This is a genomic window from Amycolatopsis sp. WAC 01376, assembly GCF_003947415.1.
GTDB lineage: Bacteria > Actinomycetota > Actinomycetes > Mycobacteriales > Pseudonocardiaceae > Amycolatopsis.
The window spans coordinates 896037-919259 of sequence record NZ_QHKL01000001.1 but is presented as its reverse complement, the minus strand read 5'-3'; the positions used below and the strand labels follow the sequence as shown (position 1 = coordinate 919259).

Genomic DNA, 23223 nt, shown 5'->3' with positions numbered 1-23223 from the left:
AACCGGGTTGTACTTGAGACATCTCCAGGTCACCGATTTCCGGTCCTGGCCACAAGCCGATCTCGCGCTCGAACCCGGCCCGACCGTCCTCGTCGGACAGAACGGCCGCGGCAAGACGAACCTCCTCGAGGCGATCGGCTACATCGCGACCCTTGGCTCGCATCGCGTCGCGACCGACGCGCCGCTGGTGCGGCACGGCTGCGAACGCGCGCTGATCAGGGTCGCGGTGGTCAACGAGGACCGCGAACTGACGGTCGAGCTGGAGATCACGCCAGGCAAGGCGAACCGCGCGCGGGTCAACCGCGGCGCGGTCGGCAAGCCCCGTGACGTGCTCGGGATCCTGCGCACGGTGCTGTTCTCCCCGGAGGATCTGGCGCTCGTGCGCGGGGATCCCGGGGAGCGCCGCCGTTTCATGGACGAACTCCTCGTGCTGCGCGCGCCGCGGTACGCCGGGGTCCGCGCCGACTACGAGAAGGTGCTGAAGCAGCGGAACGCCCTTCTCAAGACGGCGGGCAAGCGCCGGACGGGGCGCGAAGACCCGTACGCGTTGTCGACGCTCGACGTCTGGGACGACCACCTGGCGGTGGCGGGGGCCGCGTTGCTGGCCGCCCGGCTCAACCTGATCGCGGATCTCGCGCCGTACACGGCCGCCGCGTACATGGGGGTCGCGCCCGACTCGAGACCGGCGACGATCGCGTACAAGTCGAGCCTCGGCGAAGCGATGCCAGCGGGCTACGGAGTTCCGGACGGTACTCGCGCCGACGAGGCGGTCCTCAAGGATGTGCTGGTCGAGGCGTTGAAACGGTCCCGGAACCTGGAGCTGGAGCGCGGGGTGAGCATGGTCGGCCCGCATCGGGACGAGCTCGATCTCATCCTCGGCGAAGCGCCGGCGAAGGGCTACGCGAGCCATGGGGAGTCCTGGTCGTTCGCCCTCGCCTTGCGTCTGGGAAGCTACGAGCTTCTGCGTGGCGAGGCCGGGGAACCGGTGCTTCTCCTGGATGATGTGTTCGCCGAGCTGGACCGGCGTCGCCGGGCCCGGCTGGCGGAGGTGGCGGCAGGCGCCGAGCAGGTGCTGGTGACCGCCGCCGTGGACGAGGACGTGCCCGCCGAACTGGCCGGACATCGGTTCCTCGTGGCGGATGGTGAGATCAACCGAGGGTGATCCGGCGAAGCGGATACCCCGGGTGATCGGCGCCACAGCAGTTGCCCACCGATCTGGGGACAAACCTGTGGACAGTGTGGATAACACCGTGAACGCGTTATCGCCCCGCGTGACCAAGGGGCCTGATAAGCGGCTTGACACCCCCCGCTCGGGTAGTAACCCGAGTGAGGGAGCTTTGTTCGACACGAAGAGTGATCGGCCGACGGTATCGAACGGCGCAACCGATACCGAAGGCAAGGAGCCGACTACTGGTCGTGACCTCGCGCTGGCCGCCCTGGACGCCGCGAAGGCCAAAGCGAAGGCCCGCGGAGTTGAACCAGGCGTGCGCCGCGGCCGTATCACCGGTGGGGGAGCCGGTTCGTACGGCCAGAGCTCGCGACGTCGTCGCTGGTCAGGGCCGGGTGCCGACGCCCGCGACCCGCAACCGCTCGGCAGGCTCGCCTCCCGGATCGCGGTCGACCGCGGCTGGAACACGCGGCTCGCCAACGGTCAGGTCTTCGGCAGCTGGGCACGGCTTGTGGGTGAAGAGGTCGCCGAACACGCCCAGCCGGTCGCCTTGAAGGACGGCGAGCTGACCGTCCGCGCGAGTTCGACGGCGTGGGCGACGCAGCTGCGCCTGCTGCAGGGGCAGCTGCTGGCGAAGATCGCGAAAGGCGTCGGGCACGGCGTGGTGAAGAGGATGCGGATCCAGGGGCCGACGGCGCCGAGCTGGCGGAAAGGGCCGCGGCACGTCCCGGGGCGTGGTCCGCGTGACACGTACGGCTGATCCGAGTTGCGCTTCGCCGCGTCTATGCCATCGACAGTGCCCATTAAAGCGCCGAGAACGCGCTCAGAGTGCTTCGCGAACGTCAAGACTCTGTTTCGAACGAATTAGCGCGCCTGTGAGCAAATCAGGGGTGTCCTTGCCGCATGTCAGCGGGCGCGGCCAAGTACACTGGAGATGAGCGAGCGTCCGCTCGGGCGAGACGAGGAGAATCAACACCTGTGACCGAGAACAAGAGCGAGTACAACGCGTCGTCGATCACGGTGCTCGAAGGCCTCGAAGCCGTCCGCAAGCGTCCCGGTATGTACATCGGTTCCACCGGTGAACGCGGCCTCCACCACCTCGTTCAAGAGGTGGTCGACAACTCCGTCGACGAGGCGATGGCAGGTCACGCGACCAAGGTCGAGGTTACCCTGCTTGCCGACGGCGGGGTGCGGGTCGTCGACGACGGCCGCGGTATCCCGGTCGACATGCACCCCAAGGAGATGAAGCCGACCCTCGAGGTCGTGCTCACCGTGCTCCACGCTGGTGGCAAGTTCGACAGCGACTCCTACGCGGTCTCCGGTGGTTTGCACGGCGTCGGCGTCTCCGTGGTGAACGCGCTGTCGAAGACACTGCTCGCCGAGGTCAAGTACGGCGGCCGCAGCTGGCGCCAGGAGTACACGAACCAGCTTCCCGGTGAGCTGGAGGATCTCGGTCCGGCCAATGAGACCGGAACGACGATCACCTTCTGGGCCGACGACGACATCTTCGAGACCACGACGTACAACTTCGAGACGATTTCCCGTCGTCTTCAGGAGATGGCGTTCCTCAACAAGGGCCTGACCCTTTCGCTGCGCGACGAGCGCGTCGCCGACGAAGAGACCGAAGAGGACGCCTCCGGCCAAGCGGCACGGGTCAAGGAAAAGACCTACTGCTACCCCGGCGGGCTCGAAGACTTCGTCAAGCACATCAACGGCAGCAAGGATCCGATCCACACCAGCGTGATCTCCTTCGAGGCCAAGGGCGTCGGCCTCGAGGTCGAGGTCGCCATGCAGTGGAACAACGGCTTCACGCCGTCGGTGTACACGTTCGCCAACACGATCAACACGCACGAGGGCGGCACGCACGAAGAGGGCTTCCGCGCCGCGCTCACCCGCGTCGTCAACGCGTACGCGCGCGAGAAGAAGCTGCTCAAGGAGAAGGACGCCAACCTGACCGGTGACGACGTGCGCGAGGGTCTCGCCGCGATCGTCTCGATCAAGCTGGCCGAGCCGCAGTTCGAGGGCCAGACCAAGACCAAGCTGGGCAACAGCGAGGCGAAGACGTTCGTACAGCAGACGTCGAACGAGTGGCTGGCCGACTGGTTCGAGCGCAACCCCACCGAGGCGAAGACGATCATCAACAAGTCGATCTCGTCGTCGCAGGCGCGGATGGCCGCCCGCAAGGCGCGCGACCTGGTCCGCCGCAAGGGTGCGCTGGAGATCGGCGGGCTGCCCGGCAAGCTCAAGGACTGCCGGTCGACCAACCCGTCGGAATGCGAGCTCTACATCGTCGAGGGTGACTCGGCCGGCGGTTCGGCCAAGGAAGGCCGCGACTCGATGTACCAGGCGATCCTGCCGATCCGGGGCAAGATCATCAACGTCGAGAAGGCCCGCATCGACCGCGTCCTCAAGAACACCGAGGTCCAGTCGCTGATCACCGCGCTCGGCACCGGTATCCACGAAGAGTTCGACCTCGAGAAGCTGCGCTACCACAAGGTCGTGCTGATGGCCGACGCCGACGTCGACGGCCAGCACATCACCACGCTGCTGCTCACCTTCCTGTTCCGGTTCATGCCCCCGCTGATCGAGCACGGGCACGTGTTCCTCTCGCGGCCGCCGCTGTACAAGATCAAGTGGCCGCGGGCCGATCCGGAGTACGCGTACTCCGACCGGGAACGCGACGCCGTCATCCAGGCCGGTGTCGAGGCGGGCAAGCGCCTCCCCAAGGACGACGCGATCCAGCGCTACAAGGGTCTCGGCGAGATGAACGCCGAAGAGCTGTGGGAGACCACGATGGACCCGGCGCACCGGCTGCTCGGCCAGGTCACCCTGGACGACGCCGCGCAGGCCGACGACCTGTTCTCCGTACTGATGGGCGAAGACGTCGAAGCGCGCCGCTCCTTCATCACGCGTAACGCCAAGGACGTGCGCTTCCTGGACGTTTAGGCGTCCCCGCTCTTTGTCCCCTTAGGACTGCTCTCACGAGAAGGACCTCATGACGGAAACCTTGCCGCCTGCTCCGGACCACGACCGGATCGAACCGGTCGACATCCAGCAGGAGATGCAGCGCTCCTACATCGACTACGCGATGAGCGTCATCGTGTCGCGGGCGCTGCCGGACGTGCGGGACGGCCTCAAGCCGGTGCACCGCCGCGTGCTGTACTCGATGTTCGACTCGGGCTTCCGCCCCGACCGCGGGTACAACAAGTGCTCCCGCGTCGTCGGCGACGTGATGGGCAACTACCACCCGCACGGTGACTCCGCGATCTACGACGCGCTGGTGCGGCTCGCCCAGCCGTGGGCGCTGCGGTATCCGCTGATCGACGGCCAGGGCAACTTCGGCTCGCCGGGCAACGACCCCGCCGCCGCCATGCGGTACACCGAGTCCCGGCTGGCGCATCTCGCGATGCACATGCTGCAGGACATCGAAGAAGACACCGTCGACTTCTCCGACAACTACGACGGCCGCACCCAGGAGCCCGACGTCCTGCCGTCGCGGTTCCCGAACCTGCTGGTCAACGGTGGTTCCGGGATCGCGGTCGGGATGGCGACGAACATCCCGCCGCACAACCTGCGCGAGGTCGCCGACGGCGTCAAGTGGGCGCTGGAGAACTTCGAGGCGAGCGACGACGAGCTGCTCGCCGCGCTGCTGGTCCGGATCAAGGGCCCGGACTTCCCGACCAAGGCGATGATCCTCGGCAACTCCGGCATCGAGGACGCGTACCGCACCGGCCGCGGCTCCGTGCGCATGCGCGCGGTCGTCGAGGTCGAAGAGGACGCCAAGGGCCGCACGATCCTGGTCGTGTCCGAGCTGCCGTACCAGGTCAACCCGGACAACCTGGTGGAGAACATCGCGAACCTGGTCCGCGACGGCAAGCTCACCGGCATCTCCGACATCGCCGACGAGTCCAACAGCCGCAGTGGCATGCGGATCGTCGTCACGATCAAACGCGACGCGGTCGCGAAGGTCGTGCTGAACAACCTGTACAAGCACACCCAGCTGCAGCAGAACTTCGGTGTCAACATGCTGGCACTGGTCGACGGCGTGCCCCGCACGCTGCGTCTCGACCAGATGATCCGGCACTACGTGAAGCACCAGATCGAGGTCATCGTCCGCCGGACCCGCTTCCGGCTGCGGAAGGCCGAAGAGCGCGCCCACATCCTGCGCGGTCTGGTCAAGGCGCTGGACATGCTCGACGAGGTCATCGCCCTCATCCGGCGGTCGCCCTCGGCCGAAGAGGCAAGGCCCGCGCTGATGAGCCTGCTCGACGTCGACGAGATCCAGGCGACCGCGATCCTCGACATGCAGCTCCGCCGCCTCGCCGCACTGGAGCGGCAGCGGATCATCGACACCCTCGCCGAGATCGAACTCGAGATCGCCGACCTCAAGGACATCCTCGAGAAGCCCGAGCGGCAGCGCGCGATCATCGCCGAGGAACTGCAGGAGATCGTCGACAAGTACGGCGACGACCGGCGCACCAAGATCATCCCGTTCGACGGCGAGGTCTCGGTCGAAGACCTCATCGCGGTCGAGGACGTCGTCGTCACGATCACCCGCACGGGTTACGCCAAGCGAACGAAAACCGATCTGTACCGATCGCAGAAACGCGGCGGCAAGGGCGTCCAGGGCGCGACCCTCAAACAGGACGACATCGTCCAGCACTTCTTCGTCTGCTCGACGCACGACTGGATCCTGTTCTTCACGAACAAGGGCCGCGTCTACCGCGCCAAGGCCTACGACCTGCCGGAGGCCAACCGCAACGCGCGCGGCCAGCACGTCGCGAACCTGCTCGCGTTCCAGCCGGACGAGAAGATCGCCCAGGTCATCGAGATCCCGAACTACGAGGTCGCCCCGTACCTGGTGCTCGCGACCCGTCGCGGCCTGGTGAAGAAGACCAAGCTCACCGACTTCGACTCCAACCGCGCCGGCGGCCTCATCGCCGTCAACCTGCGCGAAGGCGACGAACTGGTCGGCGCGGTCCTCGCGGCCGCCGAGGACGATCTGCTCCTCGTGTCCGCGGAAGGCCAGTCGATCCGTTTCCACGCCACCGACGAAGCCCTGCGCCCGATGGGCCGCGCGACGTCCGGTGTGCTGGGCATGCGGTTCAACGAAGGCGACGAACTGCTCGGCATCAACGTCGTCCAGCCCGACAGGTTCCTCCTCGTCGCCACCGCGGGCGGCTACGCCAAGCGGACGCCGACCGAGGACTACCCGGTCCAGGGCCGCGGCGGCAAGGGTGTGCTCACCATTCAGTACGACCAGAAACGTGGCAGGCTGGTGGGCGCGGTCATCGTCGACGCCGAAGACGAGCTCTACGCGATCACCTCCAGCGGCGGGGTGATCCGGACTTCGGCCGGACAGGTGCGCAAGGCAGGCAGGCAGACGAAGGGAGTGCGGCTGATGAATCTCGACGAAGGAACCACTCTTCTCGCGGTCGCACGCAACGCGGACGAGCCCTCGGACGTCGCCACTGCAGGTAGTACTGAAGGAGAAGAAATCCCGGCGTCGGAGCAGGAGTAGACGACGCCCCACGTACTGGGTAAGGACTGACACCTCGTGACACCATCCGAGAAGCCCGAAGCAGGCGGCGCGCAGGCGGGATCGTCGAGCCCGCCTTGGCAGCGCGACAGCGGTGCCGGGGAGGCCGAAGGCGCCAGTGAGCAGACGGTCTCGGTGTCTTCGGTCGCCACCGAAGACGTGGCCCACTCGGACCCGAAGCGGGACGCGACAACCGTGACCGACTATCACGGGGTAAGCGGCACAGCCGCGAAGAGGCTCTTCGGCGACAGCGGAGAGGGCGAACCCGCCCCCTCCGCCATCCCGTCGGCCTCCCGCACCCGTGCCGCGCCCACCGCGCTCCGCCGCCCCGGCCGCGGACCGCGTCGCGCCAGCCTGCAGATCAAACGCTTCGACCCCTGGTCGGTGCTGAAACTGTCCCTCGTCCTCGGCGTCGCGCTGTTCTTCGTGTGGCTCGTCGCCGTCGGCGTCCTCTACACCGTGCTCGACGGCATGGGTGTCTGGGACAAACTCAACGGGACCTACTCGTCGCTCGTCGGCGGCGAAGGGGCCGACGCGCCGGCCGACCCGTTGATCAGCGCCGGCCGCGTTTTCGGGATCGCGGCCATCCTCGGTGCCATCAACATCGTGCTGATCTCGGCGCTGGCCACCGTCAGCGCGTTCATCTACAACGTCTCCGCCGACCTCGCCGGAGGCCTGGAAGTGACCCTTTCCGAACGAGAGTGACCCGGTTGCAGGACGCCGAAAGGCGTCCTGTAATCTTCTCCTCGTTCGGGCCCATAGCTCAGGCGGTTAGAGCGCTTCGCTGATAACGAAGAGGTCCCAGGTTCAAGTCCTGGTGGGCCCACTCCGAAAGCCGGTTCGCGATCATCGCGGGTCGGCTTTTTTGCTGCGGGTTTCCGGCAGGCTCGCTGGTTCCACGTGGAACGTCGGGCACCAGGCGCCCGGAGAACCGCGTGCAGTAGCATCGGTGGGTAAGCGGAGCAACTCGGCGGAAAGAGGGGGCTTCTGATGAAGAAGCTGTTGGCACTCGCGGTCATCGCGGGCGGCGTGCTGTTCGTGATCAAGCGCAACAAGGCAGCCAAGGCCGAGGCCGACCTCTGGCGTGAGGCCACCGCGCCCACCGAACGTCCGCTGGGCACCGCTTCCACGAACGGAAGCGCCCCGGCCAAGGCCGCGGACGCGTCCCGCAACAACTGATTTCGGCGCGGGCGGTTATCATGATCGCCTGCGACCCGGGGCTGTAGCTCAATTGGTAGAGCACTGCCTTTGCAAGGCAGGGGTCAGGGGTTCGATTCCCCTCAGCTCCACTCCGGTCCACGAAGCCACCCGCATCGCGGGTGGCTTTTTCGTTTCCGGGCCGTAGCTCCCTGTAAGAATGCGCGCATGGGTGTGCTCTTCGACTACTTCGCCGCGCCGGACAACGAAACCGCGGCCACCACGCTCGACCTTGTCGGCGGCCCGGCCGAGGCTTCCTTACCGACCGTCGCGCTCAAAGGTGTGGATCCGCTCGTGCAGTTGGGCACGCTGGAGTCCCTCTTCACCGGTGTCGGCTACGAGACCATCATCGAACGCGATCTCGGCCCCATCGCCATGGCCGACGGCGGCACGCGTCTGGTCGTCGCGCTGACCGGCGAGCTGACCGCCGCGTTGTCCGACGCCGACGAGGCGCGCCTGCGTGAGGTCGCCGAGCCCTGGTCCCGAACCGACGAGTTCGGTGGCCAGGCCGACCCTGCCGAGCTGGCCGATTTGCTGACCGGCCTCGCGGAACTCGCCCGCACCGCCACGACCAGGGGCGATCGCCTCTACTGCTGGGTCTCCGTCTGAGTCGTGACGTTCGTCACCGTACGCGGATGACAAAGTCTCGCGCCCAGCCAAGTCAACGCTGCTTACATGGGGTGGAATCCGGACAGCGAGGTGAACATGGTCAGTTTCGAAACCGACCTCGACGATCTCAGGTTGTCGAGCAAGGAACTGCAGAAGGCCGCCGACATAGTCAGTACCGCCCATACCGGTGTGACCGGGCAGGACGTGCCGGCTCCCGACCCGGTCACGGGTGGCCTTCTCCCCGGCCTTTTCGCGCCGGACACCGCGTTCGGGAAATCCCTGGGCATGCGCGGGGTTTCGGCGGCGTACGAGGAACACCGTCAGGCCGTCGAAAAAATGCTCGCGCGGTTGCACGGCAGCACGCAGGACGCTTCCCGGGCACTGGCGAAGGTCGCCGAACTGTACGAATCCGTCGATGAGGACAACAAGCAGCGAATGAACCGCGCGGCGTACGGGGAACAGGGGTAGCGGCGTGGACGGGTACTTCAACGCACTGGACGCGGAGACCACCGCCGAAGGTGATGACAAGAACGCCGAGCTTCTCGAGGGAATCTCCCACGACCTCACAGCGGGCGCCGAAAAGGCCTTCGCGGCGGTGGACCTCCTTTTCTTTGACTGGACGTTCGGCAGCGACGTGGACATGAGCGGCGGCCGAAAGGAACAGGTCCGCGACTTCTTCCTCGAATTCTCCGAGGCGGAGCTCGTCGGCGAGAACAGCCTGCAGACCATGATCGAGGCCTACGAGGGTCTCTGGAACGCTTTCCAGGACACGAAAGCGCCGCTCGACCGGGCTTTGGTCCTGCTGCTCAAGTGGCGTGGTGAAGGCGCCGAGACCGCCAAGAGCTACATCCAGGGTCTCGTGAACACCTATGCCCGCGTGGGCACCAAACTCACCGTGCTGGAAGCCGACATCGTGGCCGCGCGGGACGCCATCGCCACCGCGCGGGCCGACCTGAGCGCACTCGCCGCGTCCTTCATGACCGCCGCGGAAAAGTACCGGGACGACCAGGAACGGCAGGACGAATCCGCCTTGCAGAAGGCGCTGGCCGCGACCTTCGCCGCCGCTGTCACCGCGCTGCTCGTGGCGGCCGTGCCACCGGCCGGTGGTCTCACCGCGGCGGCGTTCTTCACCACCGCGAACGGGGTGCAGGTCGCCGGCGCCGCGGCCGGCGCCGGGCTCGCCACGGCGGCCACCGTGCAGGCCGACATCGTCGGGGACAGCCCCGAAATGATCTACAACAGCTTCCACGACGGTGTGGTCAACATCAGGGAAAGCATGTTCCGCGCGGCGGAGTCGCTGGTCTCGAAGATCCACACCGAGATCAACAACCTGCCGATCATTCCCGAGCCGCCGGACGTCAGCCCCGGCGAGACCTTCGATCCCGGCAACTTCGAAACGGAGAACACCGACAAGGGAACGGAAAAGCGGGTCCGGGACCAGAACGTCGACATCTCGAACGACGGTCAGATCCAGGAACCGCCGCGGGAACTGTCCCCACTCGAATAGCGGACGGGTGGGGTCTCCGGCTCGGGAGACCCCACCGCTCAAGGAGCGAACGTGGCCGAGAAACCGGCGCCCACGAAACCGGCCAACGACCGGCAAGCGATGCTCGAGGCCTTGGCCGCCCTGTCGGTGGACGTGTCCTCACCGGACGGTGCCGTCTCCGTTTCGGTCAACACCGACGGCGTGATGACACGGCTCAGGGTGACCGAAGCCGTGTCGCGGATGTCGCCCGCCGAGATCGCGGACGCCGTCATGCGGACTTATCAAGAAGCGCAGCAAGAATCCGCGAAGCGCAGTGCGAAGCTGATGGCGCCGATCGGCAACGCCGGATACATCACGGACAGGCTCCGCTGGCGGGTCGGGTTCGTCCCTTCGTTCCAGCAGACCGGGGAAACCGTGACGCCGGAATCCCCGGTCTCGCGCCGGCCCCCGGCGGTCACGGAAAACGTGGTGCTCAAGGACCGTTCGGAAGAACCGGCCGTCCCCGCACAGGACGAACCGGCGGAATCCGAGGACCAGTACTACGAGCAAGGCCTGCGGTACCGGCCTTCCTGGTGATCCGGTGCTTTACCGGCCGTGAATCCCCTGACGTGCCAGCCAGGCGAACGTCCATCGGTAGAAATCCTGTGCGGCCAGGCCGGTGTTGAGGGAATGACCACTGCCGCGCACGACGTGGTCGGCGTCTTGGCTCGTGCAGGCAGTTGTTCCGCAGATCAGGGTGTCGTGCTCGCCCAGCACGTACGCCGTCGGCGTCTTCGCGGAGCGGGTGCGCATCGAGCCGGGGCCGACAGCGCGGAGTTCCGCGGAGGCGAGCGTGTCCTTCAGCGCCTCTTCCACCGGGATGATCGCCGGGTCGTAGGCCCCTTCGTAGTGGAAGGTCTCGGCGCGTGTGCCGGGCCGGGTCGTGAGGTAGCCGGGCGCCCAAGGCTTTCCGGCGAACTTCGGGTCCTGTTCCGCCGGGTAGAACGGTGAAGCCGAGGATGCGGATCGCTCGCCGGGCCGATCGCGGGGGATCCCGCTGACGATCACGGCGGCGATCCCGCCCCGCGCCGCCGCCCGTTCGGCGACGAGGCCGCCCATCGAGTGTCCGTTGAGGACGATGGTCCGGAAGCGAGGTCCTGCCGCGCCCCGGCGTAACCGCTGGACGACCTGATGGACGGCCTCTCCGCCGGCGGCGAAGCCGAGGGTCTCCGGATTCGGGCGGCTGCTGCGGCCGTACCCGAGCCTGTCGATGTTGAACGTCGCGAAGCCCGCTCGCGTCGCACTGTCCACATAGGAGTATCGACGCGGCTGGTACGGCCAGTCCCAGTAGGAGCGGTCGTAGGTCCCTCCGTGCAGCAGGACCTGGACCGGAGTACGCGAGGTGAGTTTCCCGCGGACGCAGAGCTCGCCCGCGATCGTGTGGTCTTCGGTGCCGACCCGGACTTGGAAGCGGTGTTCCTGGCACCTGGCCGTCGATGGTCGTTCGGTGGCGACCGCTGTCGTCGTCCCGAAAAGAGTGAGCAGCGCGGCGAGAACGGCCGCTCTTGCGGTGAAGGTCATGGCTCCAGCGTCGGAGCCGCGGCCGGGTCGCGTCGTCCGTCGAGTGTGGAGATCGCGGGCTACGCCTGATGTTCAGCGCGGACGAGACCGGTCTGGTACGCGAACACCACGAGCTGCGCCCGGTCGCGGGCATGGACCTTGGTCATCGCCCGGCTGACGTGGGTCCGCACGGTCGCCGCGCTGATGACGAACTCGGCGGCGATCTCGTCGTTCGACATTCCTTGCGCGACGCGAAGGACCACCTCGTGCTCCCGTTCGGTGAACGCGGAGCCGCCGAGACGGGGCATCGGCCTCGACGGACGCGCGGTGAATTCCGCGATCAGCCGCTTGGTCACACTCGGGGAAAGGAGCGCGTCTCCCGCCGCCACGACGCGGACCGCCTGGATCAGGTCGACGGGCCTGGTGTGTTTGAGCAGGAAACCGCTCGCTCCGGCGCGTAGCGCGTCGAAGACGTATTCGTCGAGGTCGAACGTCGTCAGCATGAGGACACGGACGCCGGAAAGCCGTTCGTCCGCCATGATCCGGCGGGTGGCCTCCAGGCCGTCCATCCCCGGCATCCGGATATCCATCAGCACCACGTCGGGCACGGTTTCCGCGACGACGGCCAGCGCCGTCTCGCCGTCGTCCGCTTCACCCACCACGGTGATTCCGGCTTCCACCCGGAGCAGCGCCGCGAACCCGGACCGCACCAAGAGCTGGTCGTCGGCGAGCACCACCCTGATCACGGCCATCGCGCGCTCACCCGGAACCTCCCTTCCTCACGGCACGTGGTCAGTGTGCCGCCGGTCGCCCTGGCCCGTTCACCCATTCCCCTGATTCCGGCACCGTGGACGTCCGGCCCCGGCGTGCGGACGTCGTTGACCACGTCGAGCCGCAGGCCGCTCCGGTCGGTTCGCACCGTCACCTCGGCGGCCGACGTGCCGTGTTTCGCGGCGTTCGTGAGGGATTCCTGGACGATCCGGTACACCGCGCCGCCGACCGGCTGCCCGATCCCGGGAGCGTCGAGGTCCAGCGTGACGGCCAGGCCCGCCTGGTTCGTCGAAGCGACCAATGCGGGAATGTCCGCTACCCCCGGTGCCGGCCGGAGCGGGGTGGAGTCGTCACGCAGCAGCCGCACCATCGCGTTCAGTTCGTCCAGGATCGTGCCGCTGACCGTGCGGACGACTTCGAGCGCTTCCTTCGCCACTTCCGGGTGATCGTCGAGCACGTGCGCGGCCATGCCCGACTGGACGTTGATGACCGCCATCGCGTGGCCGACGCTGTCGTGCAGATCCCGCGCGATGTCCAGCCGCTCGCCGAGGACGCGATCGCGTTCCGCCCGCTCGGCGGCCGCAGTCCGCTCACGACGTCCTCGAAGCGCGTCGGCCGCGAAGACCGCTACGCCTGCCCAGCCGACGAAGACCAGATCGAGGACGCCCGCCCCGCCGGTGGCCACGTTCGCGCCGACGACAACCGCCGCCATACCGCCCGCGAAGGCGTACGCGAGCCGTCGCGAGCGAAGGGTTCCGAGCGCGAACAATGGCACGAGACCCGCGAACAACACCGGACCGTCGGGATAGCCGAACCCCAGGTAGAGCAGGAGCGCAAACGCTTCCGTGCCCGCCGCGGCCACCGGCAGCCGCCAGGCGACGACGAGTGCGAGACAAGCGAGCGCGACGACGGCGAACCCGAACGCGTCGACCGGACGTTCTCCGTGATCCGGCTCGAGGTTCGCGGTGCCGACGACGAGCAACGCGCTCACCGCGAGCCAAGCGACGACGATTCCGCTTCTGAACAGCCACTTCACCGGCCCAGTCTGCCGAAATCGGGCCAGAGGCACGTCCGCGTTCCGTGGATCCCGCCTACGTCAGATGTGCAGCAATCGTTCGTCGAGCCTCGCCAGATAGTCGCGGCCGTACTCGCCGTTCTCTAGATCGCGCCACAGCACCGGCGGCAGATCCCGCGCCACCTCGGGCGAACGCGACGCGGCGGCCAGCGCGATCGTCGCGACGGTGTCGACGTCGCCGGTGAACGCGACCGAACGGTGGAGCATTTCGCTCAGGCCCCGGTCTGTCGCGAGCACGGTCAGCGCGGCACGGACGCTCATCCAGCCCTGCGGCCCGACCTTGCCCGACCACGGTCGCGCCCAGCCGCCGTGCCCGACGTCTTCCGGAAGGATTCCGTCGATCCACCTCGCGACCTCGGAAAGCGGACCCACCCGATGGTGGCAGTAGTGCACCGCCAGTGCGGCGGCCTGCGCCGCGGCGATCCCGGCAGGGGTGTCGTGGGTGATCCTGGCCTGCAGTTTCGCGTGGTAGAGGACGTCGTCGACGGTCGGCAGGAGTCCGATCGGCCCGGCGCGCATGGCCGCCCCGCTCTTGTCGCTTTGCGGCCGGAGCCGTCGCAGTAGCTCTTCGCCGTCCCGGACCTCGCTGAGCAGCTGATGGAAACGCGGCGCGTAGCCGTCGTGCGGATCGCGGTGATACGCCCGCACGAACTGCTCGGCGAGCAGCAGCGGCGTCCATCGCCGCCCCGAAACGAGCAGTTCCGCGATCGCGATCGTCATCTGCGTGTCGTCGGTGTAGCGGCCCGCGGGGACCCCGAGTTGGCCGGGATGGGGCACGTAACCGGCCAGCGTGTTGTGTTCGGCGACGAAGCTCGGGTACGCGTGCTCGAAGGAGCCTCCGTACGCGTCGCCGATGGCCAGTTCGACCAGCATCCGGTAATCGTGCCAGGCTGCGGGCTGCGGCCTGATACCCATACCGTGGAGTCATGGCGACCGACAAGCTGCGCGCGTGGTGGGCACATCGGCAAGGTCTCGACGGCTCGCTGCGCGGGGCGTCGTCGGCCGAGGTGCTGGAGCGGACCGGCTGGATGCGCTCGGTCGGCGGTTCGGCGCCCTATCTCGGGCTGTTCGCCAGGGCCCGACTCGATCGCGAGACGGTCGACGCGGACGTCGCGCGGCTCGCCATCCACGAACTGCCGTCGGCGCGGGGCTGCGCCTACGTCCTGCCGTCGGCGGATTTCGAACTCGGGCTGACCGTCGGCGCCGGGGCGCCCGCCGGTGAGCTCGCGGCCGCGGAGAAGTACCTCGGCGTCACTCAGGCCGAGATCGAGCAGTTGTGCGTCACCGTCGCCGACCTGCTCGACGCGTCCACCGAACCGCTCGACCCGGCCGCGATCAAGGAAGCCGCCGGATCGGCGGTGCGCAACCTCGGGGAAGCCGGCCGCAAACGCGGCACCACCACGACCTTGCCACTCGCGCTCGGCCTGCTCCAGGCCCGCGGCGACATCCGACGGGTGCCCGTCAACGGGCGGCTGGACCAGCAACGCTACGGCTACGTCCGCTGGACGCCGTCCCCGCGCGGCGGACTGTCCGATATGGACACCGCGCGGACCGAACTGGCCAGGCGGTACTTCTCGTGGGCGGCTCCGGCGTCACTCAAGCATTTCCGCTGGTTCTCCGGTTTCACCGCGGCCAGTGCGAAGAAGATCGCGGAACAGCTGGAACTCGTGTCGCTCGACGGCACCGATCTCTTGATGCCCAAAGAGATCGCCGACGAGTTCGCCGCGTTCACCGTGCCGTCCGAGCCGTCGTACGCGCTGCTCGCCGGCATCGACGGCATCCATCTGCTGCACCGTGAGATGTCGCGGCTGCTCGACGACGCCGACGCCGGACGGCCGGTGCCCGGTGGCCGCGCGGGGGAGACGCTGGGCGGACAGGCTGATCCACCCAGTCACGTCATCGTCGACCGGGGTCGTATCGCCGGTTTGTGGGAGTTCGACACCGAGACGAACAAGATCGTCCACCGGTTCTTCGGCGACGAGGACGCCGCGCTGCGGCAGACGATCGCGGAGACCGAAGAGTTCGTCCGCGACCGACTGGGCGACGCCCGGAGCTTCAGCTTGGATTCGCCGAAGAGCCGGGCGTCGCGAGTGGCCGATCTCAGGAACTGAGCGGGGTCAGGCTCCCGCCTCGGCGATCAGGATGTCGACGGCCTTGTCGTTGCGGGCCGTCTGCTCCGGGATCACCGAAGCGGGCGGGTAGAAGCCGTCGATCCCGCCGTCCTTCGGGTACATCTCGAAGGTGTAGCTGAGGATCTTGTGCTTGCCCCACGCCCAGTCGTTGACGTCGCCGTCGGTGACGTACAGATCGCTGGACTGCTCCGGCGTGTAACCGTTGGTGGCGGCCATCTTCTTGCCGACGTCGGCGAAGCGCTTCGCTTCTTCCTCGGTCAGGCCCGTGTCGGTGTCGGCCTTGGTGTAGCCGTACGGCCAGAGCACCAGTTCCGAGAAGGTGTGGAAGTCGATGTGCGTCTTGATCTGCTGCGCGCCACCGACCACGCGGGAGTCCATGAACTCCGCGACGGCCTTGGTCTCCGGCTCGGAGAACGCCGACGGACCGTGGTAGTCCTCGGCGGACGGGCTGTTGCTCGACCCGCCGCAGCAGTTCCACTTGTAGTCCCAGTTGCGGTTCGGGTCGGTGCCGACCGCGCTGCTGCCCGGCACGGGTTTGCGCGTCTTGCGCCAGCCCTGGTACTCGCCGCCGGTGATGTCGTATTCGGAGCCGTCCGGGTTGACGTTCGGGATCACGTAGATCTCGTGCTCGTCCACCATCTTCTTGATGGCGGGGTCGGACGCGTAGCCGCTGGTGAACCGCTGCACGATCCGCAGGCACATCTCGGTGGTGAGGTGTTCGCGCGCGTGCTGGTTGCAGGTGAACAGCACTTCGGGCTCGTTCTCGTCCGTGCCCGCGTTGTCGCTGATCTTCAGCAGGTTCAGCTCGCGCCCCTCGTAGGACTTGCCGACGCTGGACAGCGTCGCGATGTCTCCGTGGTCCTTCGCGGCCTTCTGCAGCTCCGCGGTCGTTTCGGCGTAGGTGTGGTACGCCTCGTCGCCCGGCGGGAAGTCGCCCGCGACGGCCGCGGTACCGGCCCGGCCGCTCCGTTGTTTCAGCATGCTGTCGAAGTCGCCCAGCGGCTTCAGGCCGAAGCCGTTCGCGCGCAGGCTCGCGGCCTGGCCGGGCGTGGCGACGACGGTCAGCGCGCCACCGCGCGAGCCCGCGACGTCGACACCGGTGCGGGCGACCTCGGTGCGTTTGCCGGGAGTGGACGCGCCCTCCACCGAGTACAGCCCTCTCGCCGGGTCGCCGGTCTGGGCGCTCGCGACGGGCGTCGTGACGGCCAGCAGGGCGAGCCCTGTGGCGGCCAAGGCGCCCCCGATGCGACGGCGTGTGGACATTTCGCCTCCGAACGATCTGGGGACAAGGTGCCGTTCACCGTCGCCGAAGTGAATCATCCACGACAACCCGACGATCGTCGTTCCCAGTTACCGTTTACGGCCAGAGGCGGTCTTTGTGCCAGGTCCCGTTCTCGCGCCGGTAGCGGAGCCGCCGGTGCCGCCGGTCGTGGCTCGCCTGCCAGAACTCCACTTCGGACGGCGTCACCAGATAGCGGGTCCAGGTTTCCGGTGCCACGCCGGGGTTCTCCTCGACCCACCGCTCCGCTTCCGCGGCCGCGCGGTCGAGATCGGCCGGATCTTCGAGCACCTGTGACTGCCTGCCGATGAACGCCTCCACCCGGGACGCCGGCGGCCGGGCGGTGAAATCGGCCGCGGACACCTCGGGATCGGCGACCGAGACCGGACCGCGCAGGCGGACCTGACGGCCTCGCCCCGGCCAGAAGAAGGTCAGTGCGGCGAACGGATTCTTCGCCAGCTGAACACCTTTCGGGCTTTCGGAACTCGTCGCGACCGCCCAGGTGTCCCCGTCGACGTCCTTGAGGATCACGACCCGCGCGTCCGGCACGCCATCGTCGTCCACTGTGGACAGAGTGACGGCGTGGGGCGCCAGGACGTGCTCTCCCGCTTCGTCGAGCCATTCCAGGAAAAGCTCGCGCGGGGTCGACGGTGTGGCCTCGATGTCGAACTCCGGCAGTTCTTCGGGGAACGACGGCCAGCCGCGCAACGTGCGATTCATCAGTACCCCGGCGGACGCTGCGGCGGATAACCGGGCGCGGGCGGCGGATAGTGCGGCGGATGCTGCCCCGGCGGCGGACCCTGCGCGGGCGGCGGCCCGACCGGATACTGCGGCGGCGGAGGCTGCTGGGGCTGCCAGCCGGGCGGCGGCTGCTGACCGGGCGGCGGCATCGGGGGACCCGGCGGCATCGGCGGCTGCTGGCCCTGCGACTGCGCCCACTGCACCTGCTGATAGACCTCGCCGGGCTGCGGGAAACAGAACGTCAGCTTCGCGTTCACCGAACCCTGGACCGCCGCACCCCACAGCTTCCCGCCGACGAACGCGTACATCTGCGCCGCCGAAACATCGACCGCCACCATGCGCGTCTCGCCGCCGAACTGGTTGCCGGACTTCGCCGACGCGGCCTGCGCGGCGTCCGGATACACGCGGTCACCGATCAGCCCGGCGATCACCACCGAAGCGGCCGTCCAGCCGACCGTGCCCATCACGTTCGCGCGCGCGTGCTGCGTCGCCAGCCCGGTGAAGTCGTACAACGCGGGCGCGGTCACCTCCGGGATCGCCGCGGCGACCACGCAGTAGTTCATCGTCGACATCATCACGGATTCGGTGAACAGGCCGACGACTGCCGTGCTCGGACCGATCTGGACGGTGTTCAGCCTGCCCCCGCTGCGCTGGATACGCTCTGCCACCGCACCCAGGTACTGCTCCTTGGTGAGCACCGATGCCTCCCGAAGATTCCTCACGCGGCGCCATCGTCGCACGAACAGGGCGGATGGTCGCACCGGCGCGGCGATCCGATCTGCTTCACTGGACGCCACTATGCGACGTCTTCTGATCTTGCCGCTCGCCGTGCCGCTCCTGGCGGCCTGCGGGCCGACGGAACAGCCGCCGTCCGCGGCGAGCTCGCCGTCGCCGTCGGCCACCGCGGCGCCCAGCATCCCGCCCGCCCCGGAACCCACCGGCAAAGGCCCCTGCCCGTACCTGGGCACCGAGTTCGTCTCGGACGCCAACGGACAGAAGGTCTCCAAGGTCAAAACCTCGGCGGATCAGCCGCATCCGACCTGTTTCTTCTACGCGCTCAGCGGGAAACTGCAGCTCACGGTGCGCGTGTACGTCGGAGAACCCGCGGTGGCCAAGGCACTCGTGGACCAGGCGGCACCCATCGACACCTCCAACCCCGCAGACGAACCGGCGGGCTGGAAGGGCGGCTACCAACCGACCGGAGAAGGCGCCGTTTACGCCGTTTCGAAGGCCGGGAACGCGGTAGTCGTGACCACCAACCAGAAGCAGAGCATCAAGGCACGTACGGTGGCGAAGGAGGCTATCGGTGAGCTGCAGCTCTAGGTAGTGGTATCCACACGTCAGAGTGAAGTTGATCTTGTACTACCCTGTGCCGCACGCGCGACGGTTCGCGGGACCAGCGCAACGCCGGATCCGGCGGAGGCCGCCTTGCGGTGTGGCTCGGCGGCACAAAAGATCATTTCTCCCCATAAGACAAAAGGACAGGTTTCGTGGCTGACACCCTCAAGGAAATCTTGCTCGACTCCAGCCGTCGCCCGGCTGTCGTAAGCGACTTCGAAAACCTCGTCGACGCCGAGGTCTCCGACAAGGGCGGCGTTTCGGGTGCCGTCGTGAAGACCGGCTTCGCCGCCGTCAAGAAGATCAAGCCGGGCATCATCCCCGCCGCCGTCGACACCCTGCTCGACGACTTCACCGGCGCCCTCGAGCCCTTCTACGGCGACTACAAGGCCAAGGGCGGCAACGACTTCGGCGCCTACCTGGTCGGCCGCAGCGACGAAGCCTCCGACGCGCTCCTGTCGGTCACCGACTCCCGCGCCGACAAGAGCAGCCGCGACAGCATCAAGAAGGTCTACTCCAAGCTGCGCCCGAACGGCAAGAAGAACGTCGAGGAGGCCCTTCCCCGCCTCGGCCAGCTGATCGACAAGCACGCGGCGCTTGTTTAATCGCGCGCAGCGCGATTTGATCGCGCGCTGACGTAAAAGCGCCGAAGGGGCGTCGACCCGCTTCTCACTCACGTGGGCGGGGAGGCGCCCCTTCATCGCGTTTACGTGGGCCTTCGGCCCGAAAGAGGGCGCGCGACTGGTGAAGTCTCGCCGTCGCGCTGGCGCGCTTTCGGCGAGACAGGTCCGCCGGTGCTGTTGTTGGGCGCGTTGATCTTCGGGCTTGGGCGCGTTGATCTTCGGCACTGGGACGTGAGAGGGCCGTCCAGGGACCGGGGTGGTCGCTGGACGGCCCTTCGTGACAAGCAGAAACGGACGGGTGTTGGGCGTCAGTTCTTCTTGTCGGCGGTGCTCGGAGCCTGGTGCCCGTTCTTAGGGGTGCCCGGCTTCGGAGCCGCGGGCTTCACCGGAGCCGGACCGGAAGCGGCAGGCTTCGCGGGGGCGGGAGGCTTCGGAGCAGCCGCGGCCGGAGCGGCCGGCTTCGCGGGCGGAGCGGGAGGAGCAGGCGGAGCCTTCGGCGGCGCGGGCGCCACCGGCGGCTCCTGCTTGGAACGCAGGGCGTAGGCGGCACCGGCACCGACGACCGCGATACCGATCACCCACGGCCAGCGGCGACGCTTGCGCGTCCCCTTGGCTGCGGACTTCGCCTCGACGAGCGCGGCCCTGAAGTCCTTCTTCGCCGCCTTGAAGTCCTTCTTCCCCCGGCGCTTGGACTCACCGGCGGACTTCGCGGCCTGGATGGCGGCCTTGCGTGCCTTGCGGCCCGGCTTCCGCATCTCGGAAATCCTGGCCAGCGCCTCCTTGCGAGCCGCCTTCGAGCTCCGCTTGAGCTCCTTGCGGGTCAGTTCCGTCTTCTTCGCGAGCTTCTTGCGCGCGCGACGGCTGGTCTTAGCGATCTCACCGGCGCTCTCGGAGAGCTTCTGCTCGGCTACCTCTACGGCGTGGGCGGTGGCTTCCTTACCCGCCTCGACGGCACGTTTGCGCAGGCCGAGCGCGCCGGCCTTCGCCGACTCGCTCACCGAATCTGCGGCCCGGGTCATGGCCTTCACCTCATCAATCGTTTTGATTCTGCTTCGTTGCTTGTAACCTATCGTGCCCCTTTTCCCCAGATCTTGCCGCAGATGGCACGATGAAGCTCGTGACTGAAAGCAAGGGATCCCTCATTGGTGGCGCGCTGAAGGCCACTCTGCACACCAACCAGGGTGACATCCACCTGAACCTGTTCCCCGACCACGCGCCGAAAACGGTCGCGAACTTCGTCGGGCTCGCCGAGGGCAGCAAGGAGTACACCCAGCCCAACGCGCAGGGCGCGAACTCGGGCCCGTTCTACGACGGGTCGATCTTCCACCGCGTCATCGACGGCTTCATGCTCCAGGGCGGCGACCCGACCGGCACCGGCCGCGGCGGCCCCGGCTACAAGTTCGGCGACGAGTTCCACCCGGAGCTCCAGTTCTCCAAGCCGTACCTGCTGGCCATGGCCAACGCCGGACCCGGCACCAACGGTTCGCAGTTCTTCATCACCGTCTCGCCGACGACGCACCTGAACTTCAAGCACACCATCTTCGGCGAGGTCGCGGACCAGGCTTCCCGCGACGTCGTCGACGCGATCGGCCGCACGGCGACCGGTCCCGCCGACCGTCCGCTGCAGGACATCGTCATCGAGAAGGTCAGCATCAGCCGCGAAGGCTGACACAACGCTGATCACACGGCCTGATACGGGGGATTTCGGTAGGTTGGTGGCATCGTGAGCCAACCACCGAATCCCCAGTATCAGCAGGCCGCCATGCCCGGCTGCTGGTGGCATCCGAACCGGCCGACCGGGCTGAGCTGTTCACGCTGCGAGCGTCCGGCCTGCCCGGATTGCCTGCGCGAAGCCGCCGTCGGCTTCCACTGCACCGACTGCATCCAGGCAGGCCGCCAGCAGGACCGCGTCCAGCAGAAGCAGTACCGCGACGCGGGCTACGGCGCGACCACCCTCGCCGGCGCCCAGCCGGTCCGCACGGCTGTCGTCACGCCGGTGCTCCTGGCGCTCAACGTCATCATCTTCTTCATCACCGTCGCCCAGTCCGGCAGCATCTCGGACAACAACTTCTCCACGCTCTTCCAGCTCGGTGAGCTGGCGAACCCGCCGACGCTCGCGAACAACGAGTGGTGGCGCGTCTTCACCTCGGGCTTCCTGCAGTACGGCCTGCTGCACATCGCGAGCAACGCCTTCTCACTGTGGTTCGTGGGCCGCCCGCTGGAGACCGCGCTCGGGCGTGTGCCGTTCACCGCGCTTTACTTCGTGTCGATGCTCGGCGGTTCGGCCGCGAACCTGGTCTTCACGGACCTCGACGCCGTACCGGTGGTCGGTGCCTCCGGCGCCATCTTCGGGCTCATCGGCGCGTACACGGTCATCGTCATCAAGCTCAGGCTCAACCCGACCTGGCTGCTGGTCATCCTCGGGCTGAACATCTTCATCACCTTCCAGGTGCCGGGGATCTCGGTCCTCGCCCACGCGGGTGGTTTCGCCGCCGGTCTGCTGGCGACGTTCGCGCTGCTGTACGCCCCGGAAAAGAACCGGCTCGGCTGGCAGATCGGCGGTATGGCGATCGTCGTGGTGGCGATGGCCGGGCTCATCGTCTGGAAGGACGTGCAGACGGTGTCCGCCGCGTACTGCCAGCTCACCTCGTTCCAGGGCCAGACCGCGTACCTCTGCTACCGGTAGCAGGCGCGCTTCCACCGAGTGGGTTATGCGATTACCCGGTGGAGAAGCAACGAGGTTGGGTACCTTCGAGTTGATCATCGACATCAACTTGGGGGTTGAGATGAAGATCTGGAAAGCCGCGGCTCTCGCCGCCGTCGCCGTAATGGCTTCAGCACTCGCACCGTCGGTCGCGCAGGCCGATCAGGCCGCTGAAACCTGTCAGACCTACACCAAACGCTATTTCCTCGGCTCGGGCAGCACGATCACGCTGCGTGTCGCCTACGTCGATTCGGCGTTGAAAATTTGCTTCGGAGATCCCGGCGTGACTTCGGCGGTGGCGACGCAGACCGTCGGCACCACCGGGCCGGGTGCGGCCAGCGGCTGGGAGATCACCGCCGGTCCGGCCGTGGTGGAAGACCAGCGGCCGCGGCACGTCAAGGCGAAGTTCAGCGGTTCGCTGCGGACTTGCGTCGTCAAGATCAACCCGATCTGCTCGCCGGCCTCGCCGTACGAGATCTTCGGGGAGTACGCGCCGCCCGCGGTGGGACCGGCCGTTCCGGGCTGGTCACACGGCCCGAACGGCGACGTCCACTACTACGACAACGCCTGACCCTTGAGGGCGGTGAGGACGTCCAGGACGTCCCTGGGGTCCTCGCCGAGGTCGATCCGGCCGAACACCAGCAGGTGTTCGCCGGATTCGACCTCGAGGGTCAGGCTGTCCCGGCCGAGCCGTCGCGTCGTGCGCAGCCGGAGCCGGGCTTCGGTCCAGGAGTAGCGGTGCGCGCCGCCGACGGTCCTGGCCAGGATTCCGCCGGGACCGGCCGCCAGCCGGGGACGGATCAGGGTGCCGTGGAGTGCGAGCGCGCCCGTGGAGAGCATGGCCATCCCCGTCAGCACGGTGCCGCCGACGTCGCCGCCGATGGCCAGCCACAGCGCGCCTGCCAGCAACGACAGGGTGATCGCCCAGGCCACTACCACAACGTTCCGCTGTGGAGCCCACGAGGTGGGGTAGTTATCCACAGGGGTTATCCACACTGGGGATGAGTCACACCGGTGTAATT

25 protein-coding genes and 2 tRNA genes are annotated in these 23223 nt (G+C 67.6%); 18 read left to right on the top strand and 9 right to left on the bottom strand.

The genetic code is table 11. The features are described from left to right. The first annotated feature begins 7 nt into the window (after window positions 1-7). From recF to DMH03_RS04305, 12 genes are all read left to right on the top strand, one after another. Complete coding sequence (gene recF / locus DMH03_RS04360) at window positions 8-1162, top strand: DNA replication/repair protein RecF (RefSeq protein WP_125790677.1); 1155 nt, start codon at window positions 8-10, stop codon at window positions 1160-1162. 265 nt (window positions 1163-1427) lie between these two features. After that, window positions 1428-1928: a DciA family protein gene (locus DMH03_RS04355; RefSeq protein WP_125791538.1), complete on the top strand. Its 501-nt coding sequence runs from the start codon at window positions 1428-1430 to the stop codon at window positions 1926-1928. A 218-nt stretch (window positions 1929-2146) separates the two neighbouring features. Further along, a complete protein-coding gene (gene gyrB, locus DMH03_RS04350; RefSeq protein WP_125790676.1) occupies window positions 2147-4114 on the top strand; it encodes a DNA topoisomerase (ATP-hydrolyzing) subunit B in 1968 nt (655 codons plus the stop codon). A gap of 49 nt (window positions 4115-4163) precedes the next feature. Then, window positions 4164-6689, top strand: a complete 2526-nt coding sequence (gene gyrA / locus DMH03_RS04345; RefSeq protein WP_125790675.1) for a DNA gyrase subunit A — start codon at window positions 4164-4166, stop codon at window positions 6687-6689. Window positions 6690-6725: 36 nt separating this feature from the next. Continuing rightward, a complete protein-coding gene (locus tag DMH03_RS04340; RefSeq protein ID WP_125790674.1) occupies window positions 6726-7412 on the top strand; it encodes a DUF3566 domain-containing protein in 687 nt (228 codons plus the stop codon). A 47-nt stretch (window positions 7413-7459) separates the two neighbouring features. Continuing rightward, window positions 7460-7533, top strand: a tRNA-Ile gene (locus tag DMH03_RS04335). Window positions 7534-7697: 164 nt separating this feature from the next. Beyond that, on the top strand, window positions 7698-7886 hold the full coding sequence (locus DMH03_RS04330; protein WP_016330468.1) for a DLW-39 family protein: 189 nt from the start codon (window positions 7698-7700) through the stop codon (window positions 7884-7886). Window positions 7887-7923: 37 nt separating this feature from the next. Beyond that, window positions 7924-7996 (top strand) — tRNA-Ala (locus DMH03_RS04325). Between the two features lie 76 nt (window positions 7997-8072). Then, window positions 8073-8513 (top strand): hypothetical protein, encoded by a 441-nt coding sequence (locus DMH03_RS04320; protein WP_125790673.1) that lies wholly within the window; start codon window positions 8073-8075, stop codon window positions 8511-8513. Window positions 8514-8579: 66 nt separating this feature from the next. Next, on the top strand, window positions 8580-8981 hold the full coding sequence (locus DMH03_RS04315) for a hypothetical protein (protein ID WP_125790672.1): 402 nt from the start codon (window positions 8580-8582) through the stop codon (window positions 8979-8981). A 4-nt stretch (window positions 8982-8985) separates the two neighbouring features. Beyond that, window positions 8986-10020: a hypothetical protein gene (locus DMH03_RS04310; protein WP_125790671.1), complete on the top strand. Its 1035-nt coding sequence runs from the start codon at window positions 8986-8988 to the stop codon at window positions 10018-10020. A 51-nt stretch (window positions 10021-10071) separates the two neighbouring features. Then, window positions 10072-10575 carry a YbaB/EbfC family nucleoid-associated protein gene (locus DMH03_RS04305; protein ID WP_233611271.1) on the top strand — a complete coding sequence of 168 codons (504 nt, stop codon included), beginning with the start codon at window positions 10072-10074 and terminating at the stop codon, window positions 10573-10575. A 9-nt stretch (window positions 10576-10584) separates the two neighbouring features. On the opposite strand, the gene DMH03_RS04300 is transcribed toward DMH03_RS04305, so the two are convergent. Genes DMH03_RS04300 through DMH03_RS04285 form a run of 4 tightly spaced genes read right to left on the bottom strand, consistent with a single transcriptional unit; the run spans window position 10585 to window position 14257 of the window. After that, complete coding sequence (locus DMH03_RS04300; RefSeq protein WP_125790670.1) at window positions 10585-11559, bottom strand: alpha/beta hydrolase; 975 nt, start codon at window positions 11557-11559, stop codon at window positions 10585-10587. 59 nt (window positions 11560-11618) lie between these two features. Beyond that, window positions 11619-12290 (bottom strand): response regulator transcription factor, encoded by a 672-nt coding sequence (locus DMH03_RS04295; protein ID WP_125790669.1) that lies wholly within the window; start codon window positions 12288-12290, stop codon window positions 11619-11621. Beyond that, complete coding sequence (locus DMH03_RS04290; RefSeq protein ID WP_125790668.1) at window positions 12281-13345, bottom strand: sensor histidine kinase; 1065 nt, start codon at window positions 13343-13345, stop codon at window positions 12281-12283. The genes DMH03_RS04295 and DMH03_RS04290 overlap by 10 nt, the downstream gene beginning before the upstream one ends. Before the next feature lie 60 nt (window positions 13346-13405). Next, complete coding sequence (locus tag DMH03_RS04285) at window positions 13406-14257, bottom strand: ADP-ribosylglycohydrolase family protein (RefSeq protein WP_125791536.1); 852 nt, start codon at window positions 14255-14257, stop codon at window positions 13406-13408. Between the two features lie 53 nt (window positions 14258-14310). Between DMH03_RS04285 and DMH03_RS04280 the strand changes: the two genes are divergently transcribed. Next, window positions 14311-15495 (top strand): DNA glycosylase AlkZ-like family protein, encoded by a 1185-nt coding sequence (locus DMH03_RS04280; RefSeq protein ID WP_125790667.1) that lies wholly within the window; start codon window positions 14311-14313, stop codon window positions 15493-15495. Between the two features lie 6 nt (window positions 15496-15501). Here the strand turns inward: DMH03_RS04280 and DMH03_RS04275 are convergent, their stop codons facing one another. From DMH03_RS04275 to DMH03_RS04265, 3 genes are all read right to left on the bottom strand, one after another. Next, entirely contained in the window at window positions 15502-16779 is a 1278-nt protein-coding gene (locus tag DMH03_RS04275) for a M14 family metallopeptidase (protein WP_125790666.1), read from the bottom strand. Window positions 16780-16873: 94 nt separating this feature from the next. Further along, window positions 16874-17515: a pyridoxal 5'-phosphate synthase gene (locus DMH03_RS04270; RefSeq protein ID WP_125790665.1), complete on the bottom strand. Its 642-nt coding sequence runs from the start codon at window positions 17513-17515 to the stop codon at window positions 16874-16876. Further along, the gene (locus DMH03_RS04265; protein WP_125781814.1) at window positions 17515-18234 is read right to left on the bottom strand and encodes a hypothetical protein; all 720 of its coding nucleotides are present in this window, start codon (window positions 18232-18234) and stop codon (window positions 17515-17517) included. The genes DMH03_RS04270 and DMH03_RS04265 overlap by 1 nt, the downstream gene beginning before the upstream one ends. Window positions 18235-18334: 100 nt before the next feature. Between DMH03_RS04265 and DMH03_RS04260 the strand changes: the two genes are divergently transcribed. Beyond that, window positions 18335-18859: a DUF2020 domain-containing protein gene (locus DMH03_RS04260; RefSeq protein WP_125790664.1), complete on the top strand. Its 525-nt coding sequence runs from the start codon at window positions 18335-18337 to the stop codon at window positions 18857-18859. A 167-nt stretch (window positions 18860-19026) separates the two neighbouring features. After that, on the top strand, window positions 19027-19479 hold the full coding sequence (locus tag DMH03_RS04255) for a hypothetical protein (RefSeq protein ID WP_125790663.1): 453 nt from the start codon (window positions 19027-19029) through the stop codon (window positions 19477-19479). A gap of 326 nt (window positions 19480-19805) precedes the next feature. Here the strand turns inward: DMH03_RS04255 and DMH03_RS04250 are convergent, their stop codons facing one another. Then, on the bottom strand, window positions 19806-20516 hold the full coding sequence (locus DMH03_RS04250) for a hypothetical protein (protein WP_125790662.1): 711 nt from the start codon (window positions 20514-20516) through the stop codon (window positions 19806-19808). An 89-nt stretch (window positions 20517-20605) separates the two neighbouring features. Here DMH03_RS04250 and DMH03_RS04245 point away from each other — a divergent pair, with 89 nt between their 5' ends. From DMH03_RS04245 to DMH03_RS04235, 3 genes are all read left to right on the top strand, one after another. Beyond that, on the top strand, window positions 20606-21166 hold the full coding sequence (locus tag DMH03_RS04245) for a peptidylprolyl isomerase (RefSeq protein WP_199748670.1): 561 nt from the start codon (window positions 20606-20608) through the stop codon (window positions 21164-21166). Window positions 21167-21220: 54 nt separating this feature from the next. Next, a complete protein-coding gene (locus DMH03_RS04240) occupies window positions 21221-22183 on the top strand; it encodes a rhomboid family intramembrane serine protease (protein WP_125790661.1) in 963 nt (320 codons plus the stop codon). Window positions 22184-22283: 100 nt separating this feature from the next. Then, complete coding sequence (locus DMH03_RS04235; protein WP_125790660.1) at window positions 22284-22772, top strand: hypothetical protein; 489 nt, start codon at window positions 22284-22286, stop codon at window positions 22770-22772. On the opposite strand, the gene DMH03_RS04230 is transcribed toward DMH03_RS04235, so the two are convergent. After that, complete coding sequence (locus DMH03_RS04230) at window positions 22757-23134, bottom strand: PH domain-containing protein (RefSeq protein WP_125790659.1); 378 nt, start codon at window positions 23132-23134, stop codon at window positions 22757-22759. The two genes, DMH03_RS04235 and DMH03_RS04230, sit on opposite strands and share 16 nt — an antisense overlap. Window positions 23135-23223: the final 89 nt, after the last annotated feature.